A 23,550-nucleotide genomic window follows, 5' to 3' on the forward strand; every position below is an offset into this window, starting at 1 on the left:
GCAAGATCGCAGCCCGCGGCAGCGCCTGCAGGGGTAACGCTGGAGACAAGTGAAATGAGCAACGTAAAGTACGAAAAAGGCCTGAAAATCCGCACCCAGGTGCTGGGCGAGGCCTATGTGCAGCGTTCCATCGAGAACGCCGACGACTTCACCCGTCCGCTGCAGGAGATGGTCACCGAGTATTGCTGGGGCCACGTCTGGGGGCGTGAGGGCTTGTCGCTTAAAGAACGCAGCATGATAAACTTGGCGATGATTTCGGCGCTCAACCGGCCGCACGAACTCAAGCTGCATGTGCGCGGTGCCTTGCGTAACGGGCTGAGTCGTGAACAAATACGCGAAATTCTGCTTCAGGTCGGTATTTATTGCGGCGTTCCCGCTGCCGTAGACAGTTTCCGGCTCGCCCGTGAAGCCTTCGCCGAAGCCGATGCCGAGGCCTCCAGTTAACCCTTGGCTGTTTGATCTGACCGGAGCACCGATGATCGTCATGATCGCAGTGCTCCTTTTGCATGGACAGCCACACTCAGAGCGGACCCCATGAAACGCCTGCCACTCGACGACAGCTTCAAGGTCAATCGCAACCCCGTTACCCTGCGCGAAATCGTGCTGGATAAACTGCGAAGCGCCATCATGAACTTCCAGCTCCTGCCGGGAGACCGTCTGGTTGAGCGCGACCTGTGCGACCGCCTGGGCGTGAGCCGCACCTCCGTTCGCGAAGCCTTGCGTCACCTCGAATCCGAAGGCCTGGTGGAATTCGCCGATGCCAAGGGCCCGCGGGTTGCCATCATCACCCTGTCCGATGCGGGAGACATCTACGAGCTGCGTTGCGTGCTCGAAGGCCTGATCGTCCAGCTGTTTACCCTGCGCGCCAAGGCCAAGAACATCAAGGCACTGGAAAAAGCCCTGGAGGAAAACCGCAAGGCCCTCAAGGATGGCGAACTGCAACAGGTCATCGATTCAGTGCAAGGGTTCTACGACGTCTTGCTCGAAGGTTCGGGCAACCATGTCGCGGCCACCCAACTGCGCCAGTTGCAGGCACGGATCAGCTACTTGCGGGCGACCTCGGTGTCCCAGCAGAACCGCCGCGGCGCGAGCAACCAGGAAATGGAACGCATGGTCGAGGCGATCAAGAGCGGCGATCCACTGGCCGCGCACCAGGCCTGCGTCGACCACGTTCGCGCAGCCGCCGCCGTGGCGCTCGATTACCTCAAGCGCAAGCAGGAAGAAACCGGTGAAGTCCCGGTCATTACCCTGCCGATCGCCCTCAAAGAACCTCGCATAGGTCGCTAATCATGTTCAGCCCGAGCTATTGCCCAAAGTGTGGTGCCAGTGATCTCAAGTCGCAGCTACCGCCGGGTGATACGCACGAGCGCCTGATGTGCTGTGGTTGCGGCTACATCCATTACGTCAATCCGAAGATCATCGCCGGCTGCATTATCGAGCAGGACGGCAAGTACCTGTTGTGCCAGCGCGCCATCCCGCCCCGTCCTGGCACCTGGACACTGCCAGCGGGTTTCATGGAAGGAGGCGAGACCACCGAGCAGGCTGCGTTGCGCGAGGTCTGGGAAGAAAGCGGGGTGCGTGCCGAGATTCTGTCGCCCTACTCGATTTTCAGCGTGCCAAAGATCAGTGAGGTGTACATCATCTTCCGCGCCATTGCCCTGGACATTACCGGGCAGTACGGGCCCGAGACCCTCGACTACAAGTTCTTTGCGCCTGAGGATATTCCTTGGGAGAGCATCTACTATCCGGCGATCCGGCAGATTCTCGAGCGCTATATCGAGGAGCGTCAGGCTGGGGCATACGGAATCTACATCGGTAACGACGATACCGGGAAGATTCACTTCATCCGCTGATAGTTTTTTAACGACCAGACACAAGCCCCCGGCATAACCCGGGTCATGCCGGGGGGATTCCTTCGACGATGATCACATCTGCCTCTGCTACGCCCTCACGATGGGCCCGCGCCTGCTGATATTCCTCTGACCGATAGCACGCCACTGCCTGCTCATACGAATCGAATTCGATGACGACGCTGCGTTGGGGGGTCGGTCGACCTTCCATCGCTTCATTGCGTCCTCCCCGGGCCAATATTCGCCCCCCATACAACGCAAACGCCGCCGGCGCCCGCTGGGTGTATTGGCCGTATTGAGCGGGATCTGTAACGTTTACGTGTGCAATCCAGTACGCCTTCATGGTGACCTCTCAATAGTTATGTATTATGGTATACCACATCCCATTAACCATTGAGAATCCCCCATGGCCTTCAACAGCATCGAAGAAATCATCGAAGACTACCGCCTCGGCAAGATGGTGCTGCTGGTCGACGACGAGGACCGGGAAAACGAAGGTGACCTGTTGCTCGCCGCCGATTGCTGCACCCCCGAAGCTATCAGCTTCATGGCCCGGGAAGCTCGCGGGCTGATCTGCCTGACGCTGACCGACGAGCATTGCCAGCGCCTGGGTCTTGAACAAATGGTGCCCAGTAATGGCAGCGTATTCAGCACCGCGTTCACTGTTTCGATCGAAGCCGCCGTCGGCGTTACCACCGGTATTTCCGCGGCAGACCGGGCCCGTACCGTCGCCGCTGCGGTGGCGAAAAATGCCGTGGCGACGGATGTGGTGCAACCCGGCCACATCTTTCCGCTGCGAGCCAAGGAAGGCGGCGTGCTGACCCGCGCCGGCCATACCGAAGCCGGCTGCGACCTGGCGCGCCTGGCCGGTTTCACGCCCGCATCGGTGATCGTCGAAGTGATGAACGACGACGGCACCATGGCCCGCCGGCCGGACCTTGAAGTGTTCGCCCGCAAGCACGGGATCAAGATCGGCACCATCGCCGACCTGATCCACTACCGCCTGAGCACCGAACACACCGTAGTGCGCATTGGCGAGCGGGAATTGCCCACGGTGCATGGCACCTTCCGCCTGATTACCTTCGAGGACCGTATCGAAGGCGGCGTGCACATGGCCATGGTAATGGGCAAGTTGCAGCGCGATGAGCCCACGCTGGTCCGTGTGCATGTAATCGATCCCCTGCGTGACCTGGTGGGCGCCGAGTACATCGGCCCTTCCAACTGGACGCTGTGGGCGGCGCTGCAGCGAGTGGCCGAAGAAGGTTGCGGCGTGGTGGTGGTGCTGGCCAATCATGAATCTTCCCAGGCCTTGCTCGAACGCATTCCGCAACTGACCCAGGCACCACGCCAGTTCAACCGATCGCAATCGCGGATCTATTCTGAAGTAGGCACCGGCGCGCAGATCCTGCAGGACCTGGGCGTGGGCAAATTGCGCCACCTGGGGCCGCCGCTGAAGTATGCAGGGTTGACCGGCTACGACCTGGAGGTGGTGGAGAGCATTCCTTATATCGAGTGAGCGCGCTCTGCCTGAATGGCGCTGCGCTCCCGGCAGATAGCCGGTAAGGCAAAGTGCTTGCACAAAGTTTGGAATACCATAATATGATATTCCATAGACCGGACGATCTTACAGGCTCGACGGACCTACTGCTCCCGATAGGCGGGCACTGCAAAGCCCCGCTCATAAACACAACAATGAGGGCGTAAAAATGGTGTTGAACAAACGTGCAACCGCAATTCTTTTTGCGGGACTGCTGAGCGCCACCAGCCAGGCGTTGCTGGCGGCTGAAAGCGTCAACTTCGTCAGCTGGGGCGGTAGCACCCAGGATGCGCAGAAGCAGGCCTGGGCCGATCCGTTCAGCAAGGCCAGCGGCATCACCGTGGTCCAGGACGGCCCGACCGACTATGGCAAACTCAAAGCCATGGTCGAAAGCGGCAACGTGCAATGGGACGTGGTCGATGTCGAAGCCGACTTCGCCCTGCGCGCCGCCGCCGAAGGCCTGCTCGAACCCCTCGACTTCAAGGTCATCCAGCGCGACAAGATCGACCCGCGGTTCGTCTCCGACCACGGCGTAGGCTCGTTCTTCTTCTCCTTCGTGCTCGGCTACAACGAAGGCAAACTGGGAGCCAGCAAGCCCCAGGACTGGTCCGCGCTGTTCGACACCAAGACTTACCCTGGCAAGCGCGCCCTCTACAAATGGCCAAGCCCCGGCGTGCTGGAACTGGCATTGCTCGCTGATGGCGTCGCCGCCGACAAGCTGTACCCGCTGGACCTGGACCGCGCCTTCAAAAAACTCGACACCATCAAGAAAGACATCGTCTGGTGGGGCGGCGGAGCCCAGTCGCAGCAATTGCTGGCCTCCGGTGAAGCGAGCATGGGGCAGTTCTGGAACGGCCGCATTCATGCCCTGCAGGAAGATGGTGCACCGGTGGGCGTGAGCTGGAAACAGAACCTGGTCATGGCCGACATTCTGGTCATTCCCAAAGGCTCGAAGAACAAGGACGCGGCCATGAAGTTCCTGGCCAACGCCAGCAGTGCCAAAGGCCAGGCCGACTTCTCCAACCTGACGGCCTATGCGCCGGTCAACGTCGACAGCGTGGCGCGCCTGGATTCGGCGCTGGCACCTAATCTGCCGACTGCCTATGCCAAGGATCAGATCACTCTCGACTTCGCGTACTGGGCCAAGAACGGTCCGGCGATCGCGACACGGTGGAACGAATGGCTGGTCAAATGAAAATGACGGCAAGCGCATCCCGCTCTTCTGCGCCAGTCGGCAGCGCCATGAGCGCTGCCGCCAAGGCCGCCGCGATGACGCAAACCCCGACGCTGGCGCAGCGTTGGCGTGGCGCCAGTAACCTGGTGCCCGCCCTGCTGTTCCTCGGTCTGTTCTTCCTGGCTCCGCTGATCGGCCTGTTGCTGCGCGGCGTGCTGGAACCAACCCCGGGCCTGGGCAACTATGAACAACTGTTCGCCAACTCGGCCTATGCCCGAGTGCTGCTCAACACCTTCTCGGTGGCGGGCCTGGTGACCCTGTTCAGCCTGTTGCTGGGCTTCCCGCTGGCTTGGGCGATCACCCTGGTGCCCCGTGGCTGGGGGCGCTGGATCCTCAACATCGTGCTGCTGTCGATGTGGACCAGCCTCCTCGCCCGCACCTACTCCTGGCTGGTGCTGCTGCAAGCATCCGGGGTGATCAACAAGGCGCTGATGGCGATGGGCATCATCGATCAGCCACTGGAAATGGTGCACAACCTGACCGGCGTGGTGATCGGCATGAGCTACATCATGATCCCGTTCATCGTGCTGCCGCTGCAGGCGACCATGCAGGCCATTGATCCGATGATCCTGCAGGCCGGGTCGATCTGCGGTGCCAGTCCGTGGACCAACTTCTTCCGGGTGTTCCTGCCGCTGTGCCGGCCAGGGCTGTTCTCGGGCGGGCTGATGGTGTTCGTGATGTCCCTCGGTTACTACGTCACCCCGGCATTGCTGGGCGGTGCGCAGAACATGATGTTGCCCGAGTTCATCATCCAGCAGGTGCAATCCTTCCTCAACTGGGGCCTGGCGAGCGCCGGCGCCGCGTTGCTGATCGTCATTACGCTGGTGCTGTTCTACTTCTACCTGAAGCTCCAGCCGGAATCCCCGGTTGGCGCCAGCAACGCGAGGTAAGCCGTCATGCTGCTGACTCCCAATGCGATGAGCCGACGCATGCGTTTCGGCCTGTACTTCACCACGGGTGTGATCGCGCTGTTCCTGCTGCTGCCGATTGTGTTCATCGTGCTGCTGTCGTTCGGCTCCTCCCAGTGGCTGGTGTTCCCGCCACCGGGCTGGACGCTGAAATGGTACGGCCAGTTCTTCTCCAACCCCGATTGGATGAACGCGGCGCTGGCCAGCCTCAAGGTCGCGGTGCTCACCACCTTCTTCGCCGTGGCGCTGGGCCTGCCCACTGCTTTTGCCCTGGTGCGCGGACGCTTCCCGGGACGGGAAATGCTCTATGGCCTGTTCACCCTGCCGATGATCGTGCCGCTGGTGATCATCGCGGTGGCGGTGTACGCGCTGTTTCTCAAGCTGGGCTACACCGGGACGATGTTCGCGTTCGTGGTCAGCCATGTGATCGTGGCGCTGCCGTTCACCATCATCTCGATCATCAACTCGCTGAAGCTGTTCGACCAGTCGATCGAAGACGCGGCGGTGATCTGTGGTGCCTCACGCCTGCAGGCGGTATTCAAAGTGACGTTCCCGGCGATCCGTCCGGGCATGGTCGCCGGCGCCCTGTTTGCGTTCCTGGTGTCCTGGGATGAAGTGGTGCTGAGCGTGATGATGGCCAGCCCGACCCTGCAAACCCTTCCCGTGAAAATGTGGACCACCCTGCGCCAGGACCTGACGCCCGTGATCGCCGTCGCCTCGACGCTGCTGATCGGCCTCTCGGTGCTGGTCATGGTGATCGCCGCCGCCGTTCGCCGGCGTAATGAAATCAGCGCCTGAGCGCGAGGAGTACGACATGAGTGCCGTGATCAAAGACAGCGCCCAGCACACCGACAAGCCCTTGGTGAGCCTGCGTAACCTGAACAAATACTACGGTGATTTTGCCGCCGTGGACGACATTTCGCTGGACATCAAGGACGGCGAATTCCTCACCTTCCTGGGCTCCAGCGGCTCTGGCAAAAGCACCACGCTGTCTATGCTCGCCGGCTTCGAAACGCCGAGCAGCGGGGAAATCCTGGTGGAAGGCCAATCGCTGGTCAATGTGCCGCCGCACAAGCGTGACATCGGCATGGTGTTCCAGCGTTACTCGCTGTTCCCGCATCTGTCGGTGCGCGACAACATTGCCTTCCCCCTGGCCATTCGCAAGCTGGCCAGCGCCGAACGCGAGCGTCGGGTCGATGCCATGCTCAAGCTGGTGCAGCTGGAACAATTCGCCCATCGCCGCCCTTCGCAACTGTCTGGCGGTCAGCAGCAGCGCGTCGCCATCGCCCGGGCGCTGGTCTACGAGCCACGAATTCTGTTGATGGACGAGCCGTTGGGGGCCCTGGACAAGAAGCTGCGTGAAGACTTGCAGGATGAACTGCGTCAGCTGCATCGGCGCTTGGGCATCACAATCGTTTACGTGACGCACGATCAGGAAGAGGCGATGCGGCTGTCCCAGCGCATTGCGATTTTCAGTCATGGCAAGATTGTCGGGCTGGGCAGTGGTTACGATCTTTATCAGAATCCGCCGAATGCGTTTGTGGCGTCGTTTCTGGGTAATTCGAATTTCCTCAAGCTCAAGGCGCAGGGTAACGCGGTCGCCACGTTTGAGGGCCAGGCGCTGTCGATTCGGCTGACGGCCGGGTTGCAGACGGATCAGGATGTGTTGTTGATGGTCCGTCCGGAGAAGGCGCTGGCATTGAGTGTCGATGAGGCTATCCGCGAGCCGTTGGCGGCGGGTTGGAATGAGGTGTCGGCGAAGGTGGTTGAGGTGTTGTTCCTGGGTGAGAGCCAGACTTGCAGTGTGGTGACCGCTGGCGGGACTTCGATGACTGTGAAGGCGCTGTCGGCTGCGGGCATGCCCCTCAAGGCCGGTGATCCGGTGCAGGTGCGCTGGGCTACTGCGGATGCTTGTGTTTATACGGAGTGGGCTGAGAGTGATTTGAACAAGGCCGCTGGGGCACATTGATGGTTTTTTGATGTTGGTTGGGTGTGTGTATTTGGTAATCAAGGTCACCCTCGGGGTCGCCGCAACGTCGGGTTGCGGCGGCCCTTTTTTTGGGTTCTGTTTTCTGGATCTGGACTGTGAAAACGGACGCCCCGTTAACCACGCTGGCCGAACGCAGGCGTTGCGCAGCGGGGAAACCGGCAAGGATGCCGGAGTGAGGGCACACCGAGCCTGGGCGAGGTGCCGAGTGGTGGGGCAAGAGCGCTTTGGTTACTTTTCGCCGGGCCGCGCAGGCTCTTCGAAAGTGACCCGCCGTAAGGGCGGAAGCATAAGAAGCCGTGACCGCAGCAATGGATATGTACACAAAGCGAGGCAGCGCCTACGGGATAATCGATCATGTCCTATCGCGCCGGCCAAAAAAATGCCCGGCAACAACCAGGCATTTCCAGACAAACTTCTAACCAGAAATCAATCGGTAAAGCCCAAACGCCCCGCCTTCACCGCCTGAGGCTGCCCCCGAGTCGCCAGGCAGTAATACAGCGGACAAGTCACCACCAACCCCACCAGCCAAGACAAATCCGCACCCTCCACCAGATTGGCATAAGGCCCGACATACAACGACGTATTGGCAAACGGCAACTGCACGATAATCCCGATGAAATAAGCCACGATCGCATGCACATTAAACTTCCCATACACCCCGCCATCGGCCCGGAATATGGAAGCAATGTCGTAGCACCCCCGCTTGATCAGGTAGAAATCAATCAGGTTGATCGAAGCCCAGGGCACCAACACCAGCAACAGCGCCAGAATCAGCCCGATAAACTGCGAAATGAAATCCGCCGAAGCCCCCAGCGCTACCATGCAGCAACCCGCCAGCACCACGCTCGACAACACCACTCGCACTTTGATACTCGGCGTCCACTGACTGGCGAAGGTCTGGATCGAAGTAATGATCGAAAGCACTGCGCCATACAGGTTCAACGCATTGTGGCTGATGATATTGAGCAGGAAGAGCACCATCAGGATTGGCCCCAACCACCCGGTTGACTGCTTCACCGCCGTCATCGCTTCAGTGCCTTCCGGGGTGGCCAGTACTGCCACGGCGCCAAAGGTGAAGGACAGGATAGTGCCCAGCGTCGCCCCCAGGTAGGTCGCCAGGAAAGGCCGGGCGATGCCGATGTCTGCTGGCAGATAGCGGGAGTAGTCCGACACATAGGGCGAGAAGCTGATCTGCCAGATGATCCCCAACGATACCGTCGCCAACCAGCCGGACAGGTTGAAACTGCCGCGAGTGAAGAAATCCGCCGGCAGGTCATGGGCGAAGATGTAGAGGAAACCGGCGAGCAAGGCGCCGCCCATGACCCAAGTGCCGATGCGGTTGAGGGTGTGAATGAATCGGTAGCCGATAACCCCGATAGCCGTGGCACCCAACGCCCCGATCAGGATGCTGAGCGGTGCCGGAACCGCCGGCGCAATGCCGACGATCGACTTGCCTGCCAGCACGATGTTGGAGATGAAAAAGCCGATATAGATGATCGCCGCAAAGAACACGATCAGCAGCGCGCCGTAGCGGCCGAACTGGCCGCGGCTCTGGACCATCTGCGGGATGCCCATGCGCGGCCCTTGGGCCGAGGCCAGGGCAATCACCAGGCCGCCGATCATGTGCCCCAGGGCAATGGCCAGCAGTCCCCAGAACAGGTCGAGATGGAATACCTGGACCACCATGGCGCCGGTGACAATGGGCAGTGGCGCAATGTTGGTGCTGAACCACAGGGTGAACAGGTCGCGGGCCTTCCCGTGGCGTTCCGCGAGTGGGACATAGTCGACCGTGTGATTCTCGATCAGGGGGTCTTGCCGGGACATCTGGGACATATTCATGAACTCGAGTTTGTCTGATCTTATATTTGTATGAAGCCAAACCGGGGGCACTCGGTGGCAGCCCCTCAGATGCAGGCCATATTATGGTATTCCAACATTTACACAAGACTGATCCGCTGTTTAAAAGCCTGTCTGATGCGGTCCAATGCGCCCCTCGCACTGGTTTAAAATGCCTGGTAACCCAGTATTTGCTGGGTTAAACGGTACAGATGTACGTTTATCGGGTGATGCAAAAAGCGCTTGCAAAGGATGTATTACGGTATACCATCAGACCTATAAACCCATAAAATCCAGCTCCACCGCCAGAGGACCGTCCCATGATCGATGCCGCCATCTACAAACAAGTGATGGGTTCGTTTCCGTCCGGGGTCACTGTGATCACCACCCTGGATGACGACGGGCAAATCGTCGGCCTGACCGCCAGCGCATTCAGCTCGCTGTCCATCGACCCGGCCCTGGTGCTGTTCTGCCCCAACTACAGTTCCGACTCCTACCCGGTACTGATCAAGAACAAACGCTTTGCCATTCACGTCCTGTCCGGCGGTCAGCAAAGCGAAGCCTACGCGTTCGCCCGCAAAGGCAAGGACAAGGCGCAGGGTATCGAGTGGACGTTGAGCGAGTTGGGTAATCCGATCCTGGCGAACGCCACGGCGGTCATCGAATGCGAGTTGTGGCGCGAATATGAAGGGGGCGACCACGCCATCATGGTTGGCGCAGTGAAGAACCTGATCGTGCCTCAGCCAAACGCCGGTCCGCTGGTGTATTGCCACGGCAAGATGGGTGCACTGCCGGTTCTCGCGTAAATCGACAGAAAAAAATGATCAAAAGATTGCCGCCTGCGGCAGCTCCTACGGCGTGGTTTAAAAAAACTGTACCACTACACCGCAGGCTGCGATCTTTGCGTCTGGAACCCTAAATATTTTGCACTCACACCGTATTATGGTATACCAATAATCATCAGGCCCGCAGTCGACAGGCCGACAACAATAGATCCGAGGTAAGCGTCATGAAGTTTTCCCTTTTCGTGCACATGGAACGTTGGGACGAAAGTGTCAGCCACCGCCAATTGTTCGAAGACTTGACCGAACTGACCCTGATGGCCGAGGCCGGGGGCTTCAGCACCGTGTGGATCGGCGAACACCACGCCATGGAATACACCATCTCGCCCAGCCCGATGCCGCTGCTGGCCTACCTGGCCGCCAAAACCACGACCATCCATCTCGGCGCCGGCACTATCATCGCGCCGTTCTGGCACCCGTTGCGGGTGGCTGGCGAATGCGCCTTGCTCGACGTGATCAGTAACGGGCGCATGGAAGTCGGCCTGGCGCGCGGCGCTTACCAGGTCGAGTTCGACCGCATGGCCGGCGGCATGCCGGCCTCCTCCGGTGGCCAGGCCCTGCGGGAAATGGTGCCGGTGGTGCGCGCCCTGTGGCAAGGCGACTACGCCCACGATGGCGACATCTGGAAATTCCCCACGTCCACCAGCGTACCGAAGCCGATCCAGAAGCCGAACCCACCGATGTGGATCGCCGCCCGCGACCCCGATTCGCACAACTTTGCCGTGGCCAACGGCTGCAACGTCATGGTCACCCCGCTGATGAAAGGCGACGAGGAAGTCCTGGACCTGAAAAACAAGTTCCAGGCGGCCCTGGACAACAACCCGGACGTGCCGCGCCCACAACTGATGGTGCTGCGTCATACCCACGTACACGCCGCCGACGACCCGGATGGCTGGAAAGTCGGTGCCAAGGCGATCTCGCGTTTCTACCGAACGTTCGACGCCTGGTTCGGCAACAAGACCGTGCCGGTCAACGGCTTCCTCGAGCCGAGCCCTGAAGAAAAATTCACCGGCCGCCCGGAGTTCGAACTGGAAAGCCTGCACAAGACCGCGATGATCGGCACCGCCGAAGAGATCATTCCGCGCATCAAGTATTACCAGGAACTGGGCGTCGACGAGTTCAGTTTCTGGTGCGATAACAGCCTGCCCCACGCGGAAAAGAAAAAGTCCCTGGAGTTGTTCATCAAACAGGTCGTGCCGGCGTTTCGCTGAGTTCGCCACCCTGCCCCTCGGACGCGAAGCCCAGGGGCATTCCTGATGCGCAGGTCGATTTTGATGATCACTGATCGCCTCCCGTTTGCTTCCCCCACCTCCGGCGCCGAGCAGGCTTACCTGCGCGGCGAATGGACGGCTTCGCATATCCGCATCAAACGCCTGCGCGCCAGCGTCTCGGCCAAGCAGAATGGCTTCTGGCAAATAGTTCACTGAGCTCACCCGAACAGCCCTTCACCACCCACTGCCTTGCTTAAGCCAGGCGCGTGCGGTGCATTGTGATTTGCCCATGATCAGGTTTGCCCAATGAACAATAACAACGCGCTGTTGATCATCGACATGCAGCAAGAGGACGGTTTTGTCCTGGAACACTTCGACTCGACGGTGAATAACATCGCCGCCCTGCTCGACACCGCCCGCCAGCAGCGGGTGCCGGTCATCTACACCCGCCACATTAACCAGGCCGACGGCAGTGACATGCCCCGCGGCGAACCCCGGGCGGCCGATGGCGGGCCGAGCAGTTACCGCGCCGGCACCCGTCAGGTGGAAATCCTTGAACGCCTGGCGCCCCGCGCCGACGAACTGATCGTAGACAAAGGACGCTACAGCGCTTTCCACCGCACCGACCTGGATGCCAGGCTAAAGGCGCTGGGGGTCGAAACCTTGATCGTCAGTGGCGTGCTGACCGATGTCTGCGTGCTCAGCAGCGTGCTGGACGCTTTCGCCCTGGGCTATCACGTCCGGCTGGTCAGCGACGCCTGTACCACGACCACCCTGGCGGGGCATTATTCGTCGCTGCTGATCATGGCCAACTGGGTGTATGCACTGGAAATCCTCACCTGCGCCCAATGCCTGCGCGCCCTGTGCGACCGCGCTTACGTGAGCCTGGTGCCACAGCAGCCGGACCAGTTCGCGCACCAGCCCCATGAGCTGGAAAACACCATCGCCCGCCTCCACAGCCACCTCGTCCGGACCCAGGAGTGATCGCCATGCAAGTCGAAAAAAGAAGCATCGATTTCATCCCGCCGTCCGAGCGCCACGGTCAACCGGGCTCGCTGTTTTTCATTTGGTTCGGCGCCAACATGAACATCACTACCATAGCCTCCGGCGTGTTGCCGGTGGTGCTGGGTTTGAACCTGTTCTGGAGTGCCGTGGCGATCATCGTCGGCTCACTCCTGGGGGCGATATTCATGGCTTCGCATTCCGCCCAGGGCCCGAAGCTGGGCATCCCTCAGATGATCCAGAGCAGGGCGCAATTCGGTGTGCTGGGCGCAGTGCTGCCGCTGCTGTTCGTGATGCTGATCTACCTGGGGTTCTTCGTCAGCAATACCCTGCTCGCGGCCCAGGCCGTGGAGTCGGTCAGCCCACTGCCGGCGACTGGCAATATCTACCTGATCGGCGCGTTGTGCTTCGTCGTCGCGCTGTATGGCTACCGGCTGATCCATCGCCTGCAGAAGCTGTTGTCGCTGCTCTCGCTGCTGATATTTGCCGCCGCCACCCTGTTCGCGCTGCAACTGCCGATCCCCGGCGAGCAATGGCTGCCGACGGGCTTTGTCCTGTCGAAGTTCCTGGTGGCGGTGAGCATTGCGGTGACCTGGCAACTGTCCTATGCGCCTTACGTCGCCGACTACTCACGCTACCTGCCGCAGGAAACCTGCAGCGCGAAAGTATTCTGGTACAGCTATGCGGGCACGGTCACTGGCGGCGCGTGGATGATGATTCTCGGCGCGATCCTGTGCGTCGGTATCGACGACTTTTCCAGCAACGTCGGCGGGCATGTGGCCGGATTGTTCGGCAGCGGTGCGGTGTTGCTGTTCATCTTCATACTTTACGGCCAGGTAGCGATCAACGTCTTCAACCTTTACGGAGCGTTCATGTCGACCATCACCGTGATCGAACCCTTCGCCCGGTTCAAGGTGACGCCGCGGGTACGGGGGCTGTTCTTGCTGGTTATCAGCCTGGTGGCCACGGCGTTATGCACCATCAGCCAGGACGACTTCATCACCTTCTTCCTGAATTTCATCTTCTTCATGAGCTACTTCCTGATCCCGTGGACCGCAATCAATCTGGTGGACTACTACTGCCTGCGCAAAGGTCAGTACCGGATCGATGACATCTTCGACATGAACGGCATTTACGGGCGCATCAACTGGATCGCCTGTGGCAGTTTCCTGCTGGCCATCGCCGTGGAAATTCCGTTCATGAACACCACGTTCTATGTCGGCCCTATCGCCTCGGCGCTGGATGGCGTGGACCTGGCCTGGATCGTCGGGTTGCTGGTTCCGGCGCTGAGTTACTTCAGCCTGATGAAGCTGGGCAACAGGCATCAACCGGCGCTGGAGCAGATTTCGCGCTAGGCCCTCGGGGCGCATCGGAAAAGAAAAGGAACTGGCGATAAGCCATTAGAGTCGTAATGGCTTCGCCTGGAGAATCGGATGCGCCCCCTGCATTTTCAAATCACTTACCGCTTGAACGACGCTCGACAGGTCTTTGTCCAGCCCGATTCACACATGACCGATGCCGATGCCTGGTATTACGCCTGCCTGCACGCGGGTGTCGGCTTGGCCTATGGCGAGGATCCGGCGCAACAGGGTCTGGCTGAAGTGCGGGCGCAGGCGCAAAAATGCGGGCTGACCGACGTCAGGTGGGAGGCGCTGCCGTGACGGTGACAGCGGCGCGGTTAAATCCCGGGCAAAAAAAAATCCCAGGCAGCTGATGGACGCCTGGGACTTAAAAATGCATAAACCGTGGTGGTGAACGCGGGGCGAATATTACTTAATATTTCCCACTGTAACAAGATGTTTTAATTAACCATAAAGTTACTAAGGTTTCTAAGCCCTTATATATCCACATGTTTTTTAAGGATGCGTTACATGAACCAGCGATATTCCCGCGCGCTGATTTCGTTCATGAATGCCAAATGATCCTGCCGTTTGTTCTCGCAATACACATCGACAAACTCCGCCCCCAAGCCTTCGCGAACTGAGGCGTGGCCTTGCATGGCCTGCACGGCTTCGAGCATTTGCGTGGGGAAATCAATGCCGCTGGTGCGATCTTCGTTTAACGCAGGTATCGGTTCGCGGCCGGCTTCCAGACCTTGTTCCAGACCCACCAAAATCGCCGCAAGCACCAGGTAAGGGTTGGCATCGGCACCCGACAAACGGTGTTCAATGCGCAGGTTTTTCAAGTCTGAATCAGGCACCCGCAAACAGGCATCGCGATCTTCAAAGCCCCAACTCGCTCGAGTGGCGGTGTTCACCGTGCCGCTCAAGCGCCGCATGGCATTGTGATTCGGGGCGAAGATCGGCATGCAGTGGGGCAACACTTCAAGGCAGCCCGCCACGGCGTGCCGCAGGGGGCGCTGATCATTGGCTGCCAGCAGATTGTTCCCGTCTTCATCGTAAAGACTCACATGCACGTGCATGCCGCTGCCGGGATGCTGCACGTAGGGTTTGGCCATGAAGCTGGCGCGGTAGTTGTGCTTGAGGGCCACGCCCCGGGTGCTGCGACAGAACAGGGCCGCCCAGTCCGCGGCGCGCAATCCATCATCAAGGTGACCGAAGTTGATCTCGAACTGACCGGGGCCCAACTCGGCCGTGATCACAGTGGTTTCGATACCCTGCTCCCGCGCAGTCTCGACCATGTCATCCAGCACCGTGGCGAAACGCGACAAGCGCTCGATGTGCATGTTCGGCTGGTCATCGGCATCGTCGCTGAGCGGGTCCCGGGCGAACTGCGGCAGGCCGTCGCGCAGTTGACGATCAAACAGATAGAACTCCAGTTCGAAGGCAACCACCGGAAAAATGCCTTTGCCCTTGAGCCGCTGCAGCACCTGCGCCAGGACCTCGCGAGGCTCGAATTCGATCGGCTTGGCGGTGCCATCGGAGGTAATCAGCATCTGCCCCAAAGGTTGCTTTTCCCAGTTCACCAGCTTCAGCGTACCGGGCACGAGGCGGCGGGTGGCATCCGGGTCGCCATCGTTGAAGCAGTAGTCACCGATCTTGAACAGGCCGCCCTGGGTGCCCAGCAGCACGCAGTTCTGCGGCAGTTTGAGAACGCTTCCGGCCGCGACCTTTTCGAGCATCTCGATCGGGTAGCGCTTGCCATAGAAGTGCCCGGGGATATCCAGGGCGATCAGGTCGACATAGCGCACCTCCGGAAAGCGCTGACGAAACGCACGTACTTCAGCAACCAGATCAGAGCAGACAGCATCCATCATTGTGTTCCTTGTTGTTTTATCAGGTGTAGACCCAGAGCACGCGGGTAAGCCGGTCACCAAGATTGCCGTAGCGACAATGGGTGTGACTGGCCAGTTGAAAGCTGTCGCCGGTTCGCAGCGTGACGGGCTGGGCGTCATCGAGCCACAACGTCAGCTCGCCTTCGAGCACGTAGCCGCCCTGCTCCGAGCTGTCGTTCATATGCCGGTCGCCACTGCTTGCCCCTGGTTCCAGGCGGCTTTCGAGCATCGAGAACGAGGCGCGCATTTTTGGCGAGACCAGGATGTCGGTGATGCCATCGGCGTAGTACAGGGTGCGGCGCTCGTCCGGGCGGGTGACCCACGGCAGCGCCATGGGTTTGGGCAGACTGTAGAAGTAGGTGGTGGGCACGCCGAGGGTTTCGCTGATGGCCGTCAGGTCTGCCACTGTCGGCCGGGACAACCCACGCTCGACCTGGGAGAGAAAACCCACCGAGCGGCCGATTTTGTCCGCCAGCTCCTTGAGCGTGTACTTTTTGTGTTTGCGCAGGTCCTGGATCAGGATCGCCAGCGCCGATATTTCTTCTTGCATGTCCATCAGAAGGCTCCGGAAATTGTGCGGTTCACAGACTGTCGCGCAGTCGATACCAGGCCTTGCCCACGGCTTCGAGCGGCGCGGCCAGGTACTTGCCGCCGGGAAAACGCTCGTTGACCAGCCCTTGGTACAGCGCAAGGTCATCCGGCTGGCCGAGTATCGCGTCGGACACCGCGCGGGCCCCGGCCAGTGTCGGCAGCACGCCGTGGCCGGAGTAGCCCTGCAGCCAGTAAAGGTCACCCCGACGACCAATGTCGGGCGTGCGCTTGAGGGTCAGATCGATGTGCCCGCCCCAGGCGTATTCCAGTTCCACGCCTTTGAGTTGGGGAAACACCCGCTCCAGAAACGGCCGGGTCGCGGCGCTGATGTCCTTGGGCATGCCCCCCAGGTAAGTGCAGCCGCCGCCGAACAGCAGGCGGTGATCCGGCGTGCGCCGAAAGTAATCGAGCACGAATTGATTGTCGGTCACGCACACATTGCGCGGCAGCAGTGCAATCGCCTGCTGCTCTGCCAGCGGTGCGGTTGCGACCTGATAGGTGCCGACCGGCAGTACGCAACTCGACAGTTGCGGGTCCAGTTGATCCAGGTACGCATTGCACGCCAGCACCAGTACATCGGCGCGAATGCGCCCACGCTCGGTGGTGACCACATACCCGCCGCGTTCCTGGCGATAATCCAGCGCCTTGCTCTGTTCATGGATACGGCCGCCGGCTCGCTCGATGGCGGCGGCCAGGCCGAGTGCCAGTTTCAGCGGGTTGAGGTGCCCGCCTTCGGGGTCGAACAGCCCGGCCTGGTAACGGTCACTCGCCACCCAGTTCGGCAACTCCGCCCGGGGAATGAACTGCAAGGCGTCGTGGCCCCACTTGTGGCTGGCCTCGTGTTGCCACTGCGTGAGCAGGCTGACCCGTCGCGGCATCACTGAGGTCCAGAGATGGCCGGGGCGGTAATCGCAGTCGAAATAATGCCGCCCGGGCAGGTCCCGCAGTTCCCTCGCCGCCCAGCGCATGCTGTCCCACAGACGCCGCGCGCGCTCGTACCCCAAAGCGGCCTCCAGCGGCGGCATGTCGCAAGACCAGCCAAGAATGGCCTGCCCGCCATTGCGCCCGGACGCCGCCCACGCCACCCGACTGGCTTCCAGCAACGTCACGCGTTTGCCGGCGAGCGCCAGGCGCAAGGCCGTGTGCAACCCGCTGAACCCCCCCCCGATGATCAGCACCTCGGTGTCCTGCTCGCCCACCAGCGGGTCGCGCTCTACCAGCCGATCGGCGCAGGTGTGGGCGTAATAGCTGGGGACATGCTGGGAGGATTGGTGAAACATGCGGGCCTCATGAAATTTTATTATTTAAATTTCATGAAAATTTACACAGATTATTTCACATAGGCAAGTGTTCATCCCTGGGGCCGACGTGCGCCTACGTCGTGCCGTGAGTCGTCATATGCCGTCGTATGCCGTCGTATGCCGTCGTGCGCCGTCATGCGCCGTCGTGTAGGAGCTGCCGAGTGCAACGAGGCTGCGATCTTTTGGCGGCTGCCCTCAAAAGAACAGGATCAAAAGATCGCAGCCTCGTTGCACTCGACAGCTCCTACGGGGCAATCAGGCAATCAGGCAATCAGGCAATCGGGATCAGCGGATCGGCAGCGGCCCACGCGGATTCACGATTGGCTGCAGGCGGATAGATCCATTGGGTGTTGATCTGGGTCTTCAACGCTTTGCCTTCCTGACGGACCAGCTTGACCTGGCGATCCCACCCTTCGGTGTACACCGCACCCCAGGCCCCGAGGTCCAGGCAGGTCACGTACTTGGGCTGGCTGTAGGGCGTCGGGGCGACACCGAGCAATTGGGCGGCGACGTTGTTGCCGGCGTGGCGACCGAGGACGATGGCATGCTGGCAGGTCATCAGAGCATGGTTGCCGATGTCATCGGACGCCGCGTAGGCCACATCGCCGGTGGCAAAGATGTCGTCCTGGCCAATCACTTTCAGGTGGCTGTCCACATGCAGGCGGCCCAAGGCATCGCGCTCGCCGGGGATCTGTTCGGTGAGCGAGCTGGCACGTACGCCGGTGGTCCAGATCACGGTACTGGCTTCAATGCGCTGCCCATCGGCCAAGGTCACTCCGTCGGCATCGACGCCGGCCACCGACGATTTCAAGCGCCACTCCACGCCCACTTCGGCGCTGGCTTGAGCGATGGAAACGCTGATGTCGGCGCCCATCGATGCGCCAATTTTCTCGCCGCGATCAACGATGATCACCTTGATATCCGCCGCTTCGCCAAGAATGGCGCGCAGCCGGGCCGGCATCTCAGTCGCTGTTTCAATCCCGGTGAAGCCACCGCCCGCCACCACCACGGTGTTACGCGCGGCGCTGTCCGGCTGGTCGGCGAGGGATTTGAGGTGTTGCTCCAGGCGCACGGCCTGTTCGATCTGGTCAACGTCAAAAGCGTGTTCGTTCACCCCCGCAGTGCCCGACCGTGCCAGGCGGCTGCCGGTGGCCAGAACGAGTTTGTCGTAGCTGCACAGCTGTTGGGCGCCCGCCGCATCCAGGTAACCCACCTGCTTGTTGTGGACGTCGATGGTTTCAGCCCGGCCCTTGATGAACCGTACGCCGACCGCATCGAACAGCTCGCCGATGGGCGCAGCCAGTTGGTGGGCATTGGGCTCGTAGAAGCGCGGTCGCACTCGCAGCTCGGCCTGCGGAGCCAGGACGGTGACCTCGACCGAATCGTGACCATGAAGATCGAACAGGCGTGTGGCGCTCAATGCTGTCCACATGCCACCGAAACCTGCGCCGATTACCAGAATGTGCTGTTTCATCTTTGACTCCAGGGGAAGACCCGATATTGGAATTGTTTGAGGTCACGCTGAATGATCACCGTGCCGCTCCGAATAACGGCGACTGTATTAGTCCTAGTTAGCCGAAGCAATCGATTTTTTTTGATGGTTGCCATCGACGTCATTGATGGCCGAACGGGAAAGGGTTTTGCAGATAAGCAGGCCTTAGCGCAGAGATGCGGGGCTTTGGGCCCGACGTTGCCCTGCCCGCAGCCGGCTGTTAATATTGGCGACAAATTTAGTCGGAGATAAAACATGTCTCTTTACAGCGCGGGCGTCGAGTACGGCATTCATTGCCTGCTTTTTCTGGTGGGCAACCGTGGCGAGACCCGGGAGGCGAGCGTGCGCGACCTTGCCGAGCTGCAAGGAGTACCGCTGGATTACCTGGCCAAGATCTTTACCCGGCTGGCCAAGGCCAAGCTGGTGAGTGCCACCGAGGGCGTGCGCGGCGGGTTCAAGCTGGCCCGCCCTGCTGACGAAATCAGCCTGCTCGACATCGTCAATGCGATCGATGGCCAGAAGCTGATTTTCGACTGCAAGGAAATACGCGGGCGGTGTGCGTTATTCGAGGGAAATACGCCCGAGTGGGCGCTGGATGGCCACTGTTCAGTACACGGCGCCATGATGGTGGCGCAAAAGCGCATGGAAGAAGCACTGGCCCAGCAGACCATTCTTGATCTGGCGAGGAAGGTCGGGCGCAAGGCCCCGGCAGAATTCTCCGAGCAGGTGGACACCTGGATCACTGATCGGCGCGACAGGAAAAGCGCCAGCGCCCAAGGCATCCCGCTGACCGACATCAGCGACTGAACACCAGCGCGGCTGAAGCCTACAGGCAGTCGCGCACGGCCTGACGCAGCGCGCCGGATTTGGCCCAGGGCGGCCCCTGGTACAGGGACACGCGGCTGCCATTCTTGTTCTTCACGATATCGAGGATCTCGTCTGCGGTGATCATGCCGGGGGCATTGATCCGGTAGCCGTTGGAGATCGAGGTCTGGCGCGTGGCCGAGACTTGCTTCTGCCATAACGGCAAGACGCACGCGGCGTACTCCTTGGGTGGCTTCTCGCTGTACTTGCTGACGTTCGGTTCACCGGGCACGACGGAAGCGGGCAATGAACAACCCGCCAGTGTCGCCAGCATGATTCCTGCGATGAGCATCCGCATGAAGGTTTCCTTCGCTTAAAAAGGAAAATGTAGCGCGTGCCGGCGCAGACATCCATCTGATACACAAAAGCTCATCATTGCCCGTTGTTATCGGGCGTCTCGTAAGTTCGCGCATTCAGGTAATTCATCCAGCGCTCATAGGCCTCGTGTTGCCATTGAGTGACCCGCTCCCACTCCGGGCCGCTGAGCTGATGGGCGGAGATCAGCTTCATCATTTCCGTGGTGGCCGTATCCAGATCAACGATCAGCTCATGGGCGTGAAACCTGAAATCATCGGTGGTCGTCATTTGAAAGTGACCTCTGACACAGCGCGAAATCGCTACTCCAATACGACAGCGCCGCTGCGGGCTCGCTTAATCTTCCCGACCAAAGGCAAACGCCTGCGCGCAGCGACACAACTTCCGTCACGGTGAAAAGGGTCTAGTATTCCGAGACGGAGAATCATTGCAGGAGGTCAGCATGTGGCTTAACGAATCGGAACAGCAACTTCGGCGGGACTTGCAGGGCGTTGCCTCGGACCTGCGCTGGTCGGCGGTAGAGCTTTTGCGCATTGCCGAGCAATTCCAGCAGGCGGGCAACGAGGTGGACGCCAAAGCCGCCAAGCGCCTGTGTGAAGTGCTTCAAGGGGATGAAGAGCGCCTGGCGCAGTATGCCGGGGAAGTGAAGGCCAGGGCGATCACGCGCACCCAGGCGCACTGAGCGAACGGGTGGCGAGGGAGCATGCTCCCCCGCCACCGCACATTTAACGCAAGCCGCTACTGTTTAGTGGCAGGTCTGGGCGATCTGTCGCGGTAGCCGGGCAAGGACGCCGCAAAGGCCAGCGCCTCCTCGCGGCTGGCAAACGCGCCCAGACGGTCGCCTTTGGTGCAGACACGCCAAGGGCCATTGTTCACGCTGAGCACGTCGTAACCGTTCATATGCATCTTGTTTAGCATCGGTACACTCATGACAACCTCCGTTGCGCGATCATCTCCAGGATTGACCTCCCTACCTTACACCTGCTCCTGGCGAACGTACTGACCAGACGTCGTGACGACAGCGATTGCACTTTCACCCTCCTCCCGGGCTCCAATCATCTGAAACCCTACGCTGCACGGTCTGAATATTGCAGTTTCATGACATTATTGTGACAGCCAATATCTGGATAGAGCATGAAAGTACGCGCCACCGTTATCTGCGAGCAGGATCGCCACATACTTCTGGTACGCAAGCATAGATGCCGCTGGACCCTGCCCGGAGGCAAGGTCGAGCGCGGCGAAACCGTTGCGGACGCGGCCAGACGCGAGCTTCAGGAGGAAACCAGCCTGGGGGTCGACGAGCTTTTGTACCTGATGGCACTGGAATCCGGCGACACCTGTCACCACGTGTACGAAGCGTCGGTGGTGGATTACGAGGTCGCGCGGCCGACCAATGAAATCGTCGACTGCATCTGGCACCCGCTCGATTCGGTGCACAATCTGAGCACCAGCGATGCCACGCTGCGCATCGTCAGGGCGTTCCAGCGTCGGCTCTAGGGTTGCTCATGCCTGGGCCAGTCAGCCCTGGTCGCCGCCACCCACGGGCATGACCATGCCGGTGATGTAGGAGGCGTCGTCGCTGGCCAGGAACAGAATCGCACCTGCCTGCTCATCAAGCGTGCCATAGCGTTTCATCAGGCTGCTATCGAGCGTCTGGTCGACGATCTGCTGGTACCACACCTTCTCTTCGGCACTCTGTTCGGCGTTATTGCGCGGGATGACCCGTGGCGGCGCATCGGTGCCGCCGGGGGCCGTGGCATTGACGCGAACGCCACGCCCGGCCGTTTCGAACGCCAGGCACGCGGTCAGTGCGTTGACCCCGCCTTTCGCCGCACCGTAGGGCACACGGTTGATGCTGCGAGTGGCAATGGAGGAGACGTTGACGATCGCCCCGCTGCCCTGCTCCAGCATGAACGGCAGTGCGGCATGGCAGCACCACAGAGTCGGGAACAGCGAGCGACGCACTTCGGCTTCAATCTGCGACGCTTCGTAGTGCTCGAAAGGCTTGGCCCAGATCGTCCCGCCGACGTTGTTGATCAGGATGTCCAGGCGACCAAAACGTTCAACGGCGGCCTGCATCACGCGCTCGCATTCGCTGTATTGCTCGAGATCGGCGGTCAGCGCGAAACTGCCCTGGCCCAGTTGCTCTTGCAGCTCGAACACCAGCTCGGAGCGGTCGACCAGGATCAGTCGCGCACCTTCGGCCGCCATGCGTTCGGCGACCCGCCGGCCGATGCCTTGCGCGGCGCCGGTGATCAGGGCGACTTTTTCGTGGAATCTGTTCATGTGTACCTCGATGGCTCAGGTGCAGCAGTTCTTTTACGGGCTCACGCCGCGCTGGCGGCGAATTTCTCGTAGTAGAAATTGGCCGGGGCGATGCCCTGTTCGCGAATGTACTGGCTGACCGCCTCGACCATCGGCGGCGGGCCGCACAGGTAGACGTCTACGTCACCATCGTTCAGATGCCGTGGCTCGATGTGCTGGGTCACATAGCCCTTGAGCGGGTGCTGGCTGTCAGGGCTGGCCACGCAGGCGCTGAAGCTGAAGTTGGGGATGCGGGCGGCGAAGGCTTCGAGGCGATCGAGTTCCACCAGGTCGAAATCATGGGTCACGCCATAAATCAGGTGCAACGGATGCTCACTGCCCTGCTCGGCGATCTTCTCCAGCATCGCTGTAAATGGCGCCAGCCCGGTGCCACCGGCCAGCAGCAACAACGGACGACGGATGTCGCGCAGGTAGAAGCTGCCCAATGGCCCGGCCAGGCTCATGCTGTCGCCGGCCTTGGCCATGCCGGTGAGAAAACTGCTCATCAGCCCCCCAGGCACGTTGCGAATCAGGAAGCTCACTTCGCCGTCATGCTGCAGCGAGCTGAAGGAGTAGGCGCGGGTCTGGGTACTGCCCGGGACCCCAAGGTTCACATATTGCCCCGGCAGGAACGCCAGTTTGTTCAGGGCTTCGCCCTTGATCGACAGCGCAATGGTGCTGTCGGACAGCTGGCGCACGGCGCTGATGGTTGCTTCAAAGCTGGCCTGCCGGGTGCGGCAGACATCCGAGGAAGCCGGCACCCGCACCACGCAGTCGCTCTGGGCGCGCATCTGGCAGGTGAGGACAAAACCCTGTTCGGCTTCGTCGGCAGTCAGGGCGTCATCAATGTATTCCTCGCCCAAGTCATAACGACCGGCTTCGGCAAAACACTTGCAGGTACCGCAGGCCCCGTCGCGGCAGTCCAGCGGGATGTTGATGCCCTGGCGATACGCGGCATCGGCCACGGTTTCACCTGGATTGGCGTCGATGAACCGGGTGACGCCGTCTTCGAAATTGAATGCGATGGAATGAGTCATG

General features: G+C 60.5%; 28 protein-coding genes. 17 read left to right on the forward strand and 11 right to left on the reverse strand.

What is annotated here, in order from left to right; all coding sequences use genetic code 11:
* Positions 1 to 54: 54 nt before the first annotated feature.
* The 3 genes from AAEZ05_RS05140 (at position 55) to AAEZ05_RS05150 (ending at position 1,853) form a co-directional block, all read left to right on the forward strand.
* Positions 55 to 444 (forward strand): carboxymuconolactone decarboxylase family protein, encoded by a 390-nt coding sequence (locus AAEZ05_RS05140; protein WP_045062791.1) that lies wholly within the window; start codon positions 55 to 57, stop codon positions 442 to 444.
* A gap of 90 nt (positions 445 to 534) precedes the next feature.
* Entirely contained in the window at positions 535 to 1,287 is a 753-nt protein-coding gene (locus AAEZ05_RS05145) for a GntR family transcriptional regulator (RefSeq protein ID WP_045062793.1), read from the forward strand.
* A gap of 2 nt (positions 1,288 to 1,289) precedes the next feature.
* Positions 1,290 to 1,853, forward strand: coding sequence for an NUDIX hydrolase (locus AAEZ05_RS05150; RefSeq protein WP_350646744.1), 564 nt, complete (start codon positions 1,290 to 1,292; stop codon positions 1,851 to 1,853).
* Positions 1,854 to 1,896: 43 nt separating this feature from the next.
* On the opposite strand, the gene AAEZ05_RS05155 is transcribed toward AAEZ05_RS05150, so the two are convergent.
* Positions 1,897 to 2,193 (reverse strand): DUF1330 domain-containing protein, encoded by a 297-nt coding sequence (locus AAEZ05_RS05155; protein ID WP_045062798.1) that lies wholly within the window; start codon positions 2,191 to 2,193, stop codon positions 1,897 to 1,899.
* 63 nt (positions 2,194 to 2,256) lie between these two features.
* On the opposite strand from AAEZ05_RS05155, the gene ribBA reads away from it, so the two are divergent.
* The 5 genes from ribBA (at position 2,257) to AAEZ05_RS05180 (ending at position 7,498) form a co-directional block, all read left to right on the forward strand.
* The gene (gene ribBA / locus AAEZ05_RS05160) at positions 2,257 to 3,366 is read left to right on the forward strand and encodes a bifunctional 3,4-dihydroxy-2-butanone-4-phosphate synthase/GTP cyclohydrolase II (RefSeq protein ID WP_350646745.1); all 1,110 of its coding nucleotides are present in this window, start codon (positions 2,257 to 2,259) and stop codon (positions 3,364 to 3,366) included.
* Between the two features lie 190 nt (positions 3,367 to 3,556).
* Positions 3,557 to 4,582: an ABC transporter substrate-binding protein gene (locus AAEZ05_RS05165; RefSeq protein WP_045062801.1), complete on the forward strand. Its 1,026-nt coding sequence runs from the start codon at positions 3,557 to 3,559 to the stop codon at positions 4,580 to 4,582.
* Positions 4,579 to 5,511: an ABC transporter permease gene (locus AAEZ05_RS05170; RefSeq protein ID WP_350600103.1), complete on the forward strand. Its 933-nt coding sequence runs from the start codon at positions 4,579 to 4,581 to the stop codon at positions 5,509 to 5,511. The genes AAEZ05_RS05165 and AAEZ05_RS05170 overlap by 4 nt, the downstream gene beginning before the upstream one ends.
* 6 nt (positions 5,512 to 5,517) lie before the next feature.
* Positions 5,518 to 6,327, forward strand: coding sequence for an ABC transporter permease (locus AAEZ05_RS05175; protein ID WP_045062806.1), 810 nt, complete (start codon positions 5,518 to 5,520; stop codon positions 6,325 to 6,327).
* 16 nt (positions 6,328 to 6,343) lie between these two features.
* Positions 6,344 to 7,498, forward strand: coding sequence for an ABC transporter ATP-binding protein (locus AAEZ05_RS05180; protein WP_045062808.1), 1,155 nt, complete (start codon positions 6,344 to 6,346; stop codon positions 7,496 to 7,498).
* 447 nt (positions 7,499 to 7,945) lie between these two features.
* Here AAEZ05_RS05180 and AAEZ05_RS05185 read toward each other — a convergent pair whose 3' ends face one another.
* A complete protein-coding gene (locus AAEZ05_RS05185; RefSeq protein ID WP_045062810.1) occupies positions 7,946 to 9,352 on the reverse strand; it encodes a purine-cytosine permease family protein in 1,407 nt (468 codons plus the stop codon).
* Between the two features lie 323 nt (positions 9,353 to 9,675).
* Here AAEZ05_RS05185 and AAEZ05_RS05190 point away from each other — a divergent pair, with 323 nt between their 5' ends.
* The 6 genes from AAEZ05_RS05190 (at position 9,676) to AAEZ05_RS05215 (ending at position 14,071) form a co-directional block, all read left to right on the forward strand.
* Positions 9,676 to 10,161: a flavin reductase family protein gene (locus AAEZ05_RS05190; RefSeq protein WP_045062812.1), complete on the forward strand. Its 486-nt coding sequence runs from the start codon at positions 9,676 to 9,678 to the stop codon at positions 10,159 to 10,161.
* A 203-nt stretch (positions 10,162 to 10,364) separates the two neighbouring features.
* Positions 10,365 to 11,408: an LLM class flavin-dependent oxidoreductase gene (locus tag AAEZ05_RS05195; RefSeq protein WP_045062814.1), complete on the forward strand. Its 1,044-nt coding sequence runs from the start codon at positions 10,365 to 10,367 to the stop codon at positions 11,406 to 11,408.
* 63 nt (positions 11,409 to 11,471) lie between these two features.
* On the forward strand, positions 11,472 to 11,624 hold the full coding sequence (locus AAEZ05_RS05200) for a hypothetical protein (RefSeq protein ID WP_163024304.1): 153 nt from the start codon (positions 11,472 to 11,474) through the stop codon (positions 11,622 to 11,624).
* 90 nt (positions 11,625 to 11,714) lie between these two features.
* The gene (locus AAEZ05_RS05205; RefSeq protein ID WP_045062816.1) at positions 11,715 to 12,392 is read left to right on the forward strand and encodes a cysteine hydrolase family protein; all 678 of its coding nucleotides are present in this window, start codon (positions 11,715 to 11,717) and stop codon (positions 12,390 to 12,392) included.
* Between the two features lie 5 nt (positions 12,393 to 12,397).
* Positions 12,398 to 13,765, forward strand: a complete 1,368-nt coding sequence (locus tag AAEZ05_RS05210) for a purine-cytosine permease family protein (RefSeq protein ID WP_045062818.1) — start codon at positions 12,398 to 12,400, stop codon at positions 13,763 to 13,765.
* 78 nt (positions 13,766 to 13,843) lie between these two features.
* Positions 13,844 to 14,071, forward strand: coding sequence for a DUF6555 family protein (locus AAEZ05_RS05215; RefSeq protein WP_350646746.1), 228 nt, complete (start codon positions 13,844 to 13,846; stop codon positions 14,069 to 14,071).
* 206 nt (positions 14,072 to 14,277) lie between these two features.
* Here AAEZ05_RS05215 and AAEZ05_RS05220 read toward each other — a convergent pair whose 3' ends face one another.
* From AAEZ05_RS05220 to AAEZ05_RS05235, 4 genes are all read right to left on the reverse strand, one after another.
* Positions 14,278 to 15,624, reverse strand: coding sequence for a glutamine synthetase family protein (locus AAEZ05_RS05220; RefSeq protein ID WP_350646747.1), 1,347 nt, complete (start codon positions 15,622 to 15,624; stop codon positions 14,278 to 14,280).
* 22 nt (positions 15,625 to 15,646) lie between these two features.
* On the reverse strand, positions 15,647 to 16,201 hold the full coding sequence (locus tag AAEZ05_RS05225; protein ID WP_045062824.1) for a helix-turn-helix domain-containing protein: 555 nt from the start codon (positions 16,199 to 16,201) through the stop codon (positions 15,647 to 15,649).
* A gap of 25 nt (positions 16,202 to 16,226) precedes the next feature.
* Entirely contained in the window at positions 16,227 to 17,516 is a 1,290-nt protein-coding gene (locus tag AAEZ05_RS05230; protein ID WP_045062827.1) for an NAD(P)/FAD-dependent oxidoreductase, read from the reverse strand.
* 292 nt (positions 17,517 to 17,808) lie between these two features.
* Complete coding sequence (locus AAEZ05_RS05235) at positions 17,809 to 19,011, reverse strand: NAD(P)/FAD-dependent oxidoreductase (RefSeq protein WP_350646748.1); 1,203 nt, start codon at positions 19,009 to 19,011, stop codon at positions 17,809 to 17,811.
* A gap of 273 nt (positions 19,012 to 19,284) precedes the next feature.
* Here AAEZ05_RS05235 and AAEZ05_RS05240 point away from each other — a divergent pair, with 273 nt between their 5' ends.
* Positions 19,285 to 19,836, forward strand: coding sequence for an RrF2 family transcriptional regulator (locus AAEZ05_RS05240; RefSeq protein ID WP_045062831.1), 552 nt, complete (start codon positions 19,285 to 19,287; stop codon positions 19,834 to 19,836).
* A gap of 19 nt (positions 19,837 to 19,855) precedes the next feature.
* Here the strand turns inward: AAEZ05_RS05240 and AAEZ05_RS05245 are convergent, their stop codons facing one another.
* Together AAEZ05_RS05245 and AAEZ05_RS05250 are read right to left on the reverse strand one after the other, a co-directional pair.
* Positions 19,856 to 20,191, reverse strand: a complete 336-nt coding sequence (locus tag AAEZ05_RS05245; RefSeq protein ID WP_045062833.1) for a hypothetical protein — start codon at positions 20,189 to 20,191, stop codon at positions 19,856 to 19,858.
* A gap of 74 nt (positions 20,192 to 20,265) precedes the next feature.
* The gene (locus tag AAEZ05_RS05250; protein ID WP_045062835.1) at positions 20,266 to 20,478 is read right to left on the reverse strand and encodes a hypothetical protein; all 213 of its coding nucleotides are present in this window, start codon (positions 20,476 to 20,478) and stop codon (positions 20,266 to 20,268) included.
* A 172-nt stretch (positions 20,479 to 20,650) separates the two neighbouring features.
* On the opposite strand from AAEZ05_RS05250, the gene AAEZ05_RS05255 reads away from it, so the two are divergent.
* Positions 20,651 to 20,890, forward strand: coding sequence for a hypothetical protein (locus AAEZ05_RS05255; protein WP_045062836.1), 240 nt, complete (start codon positions 20,651 to 20,653; stop codon positions 20,888 to 20,890).
* Between the two features lie 56 nt (positions 20,891 to 20,946).
* Here AAEZ05_RS05255 and AAEZ05_RS05260 read toward each other — a convergent pair whose 3' ends face one another.
* Positions 20,947 to 21,138, reverse strand: coding sequence for an SPOR domain-containing protein (locus tag AAEZ05_RS05260; RefSeq protein ID WP_045062838.1), 192 nt, complete (start codon positions 21,136 to 21,138; stop codon positions 20,947 to 20,949).
* Between the two features lie 204 nt (positions 21,139 to 21,342).
* Here AAEZ05_RS05260 and AAEZ05_RS05265 point away from each other — a divergent pair, with 204 nt between their 5' ends.
* Entirely contained in the window at positions 21,343 to 21,705 is a 363-nt protein-coding gene (locus tag AAEZ05_RS05265; RefSeq protein ID WP_350600116.1) for an NUDIX hydrolase, read from the forward strand.
* 21 nt (positions 21,706 to 21,726) lie between these two features.
* On the opposite strand, the gene AAEZ05_RS05270 is transcribed toward AAEZ05_RS05265, so the two are convergent.
* Complete coding sequence (locus AAEZ05_RS05270; protein ID WP_350646749.1) at positions 21,727 to 22,494, reverse strand: 1,6-dihydroxycyclohexa-2,4-diene-1-carboxylate dehydrogenase; 768 nt, start codon at positions 22,492 to 22,494, stop codon at positions 21,727 to 21,729.
* A 41-nt stretch (positions 22,495 to 22,535) separates the two neighbouring features.
* Positions 22,536 to 23,549 carry a benzoate 1,2-dioxygenase electron transfer component BenC gene (benC, locus tag AAEZ05_RS05275; protein ID WP_045062844.1) on the reverse strand — a complete coding sequence of 338 codons (1,014 nt, stop codon included), beginning with the start codon at positions 23,547 to 23,549 and terminating at the stop codon, positions 22,536 to 22,538.
* Position 23,550: the final 1 nt, after the last annotated feature.

Source organism: Pseudomonas sp. HY13-MNA-CIBAN-0226, assembly GCF_040310305.1.
In the GTDB taxonomy this organism is placed as follows: Bacteria; Pseudomonadota; Gammaproteobacteria; order Pseudomonadales; family Pseudomonadaceae; genus Aquipseudomonas; species Aquipseudomonas gregormendelii.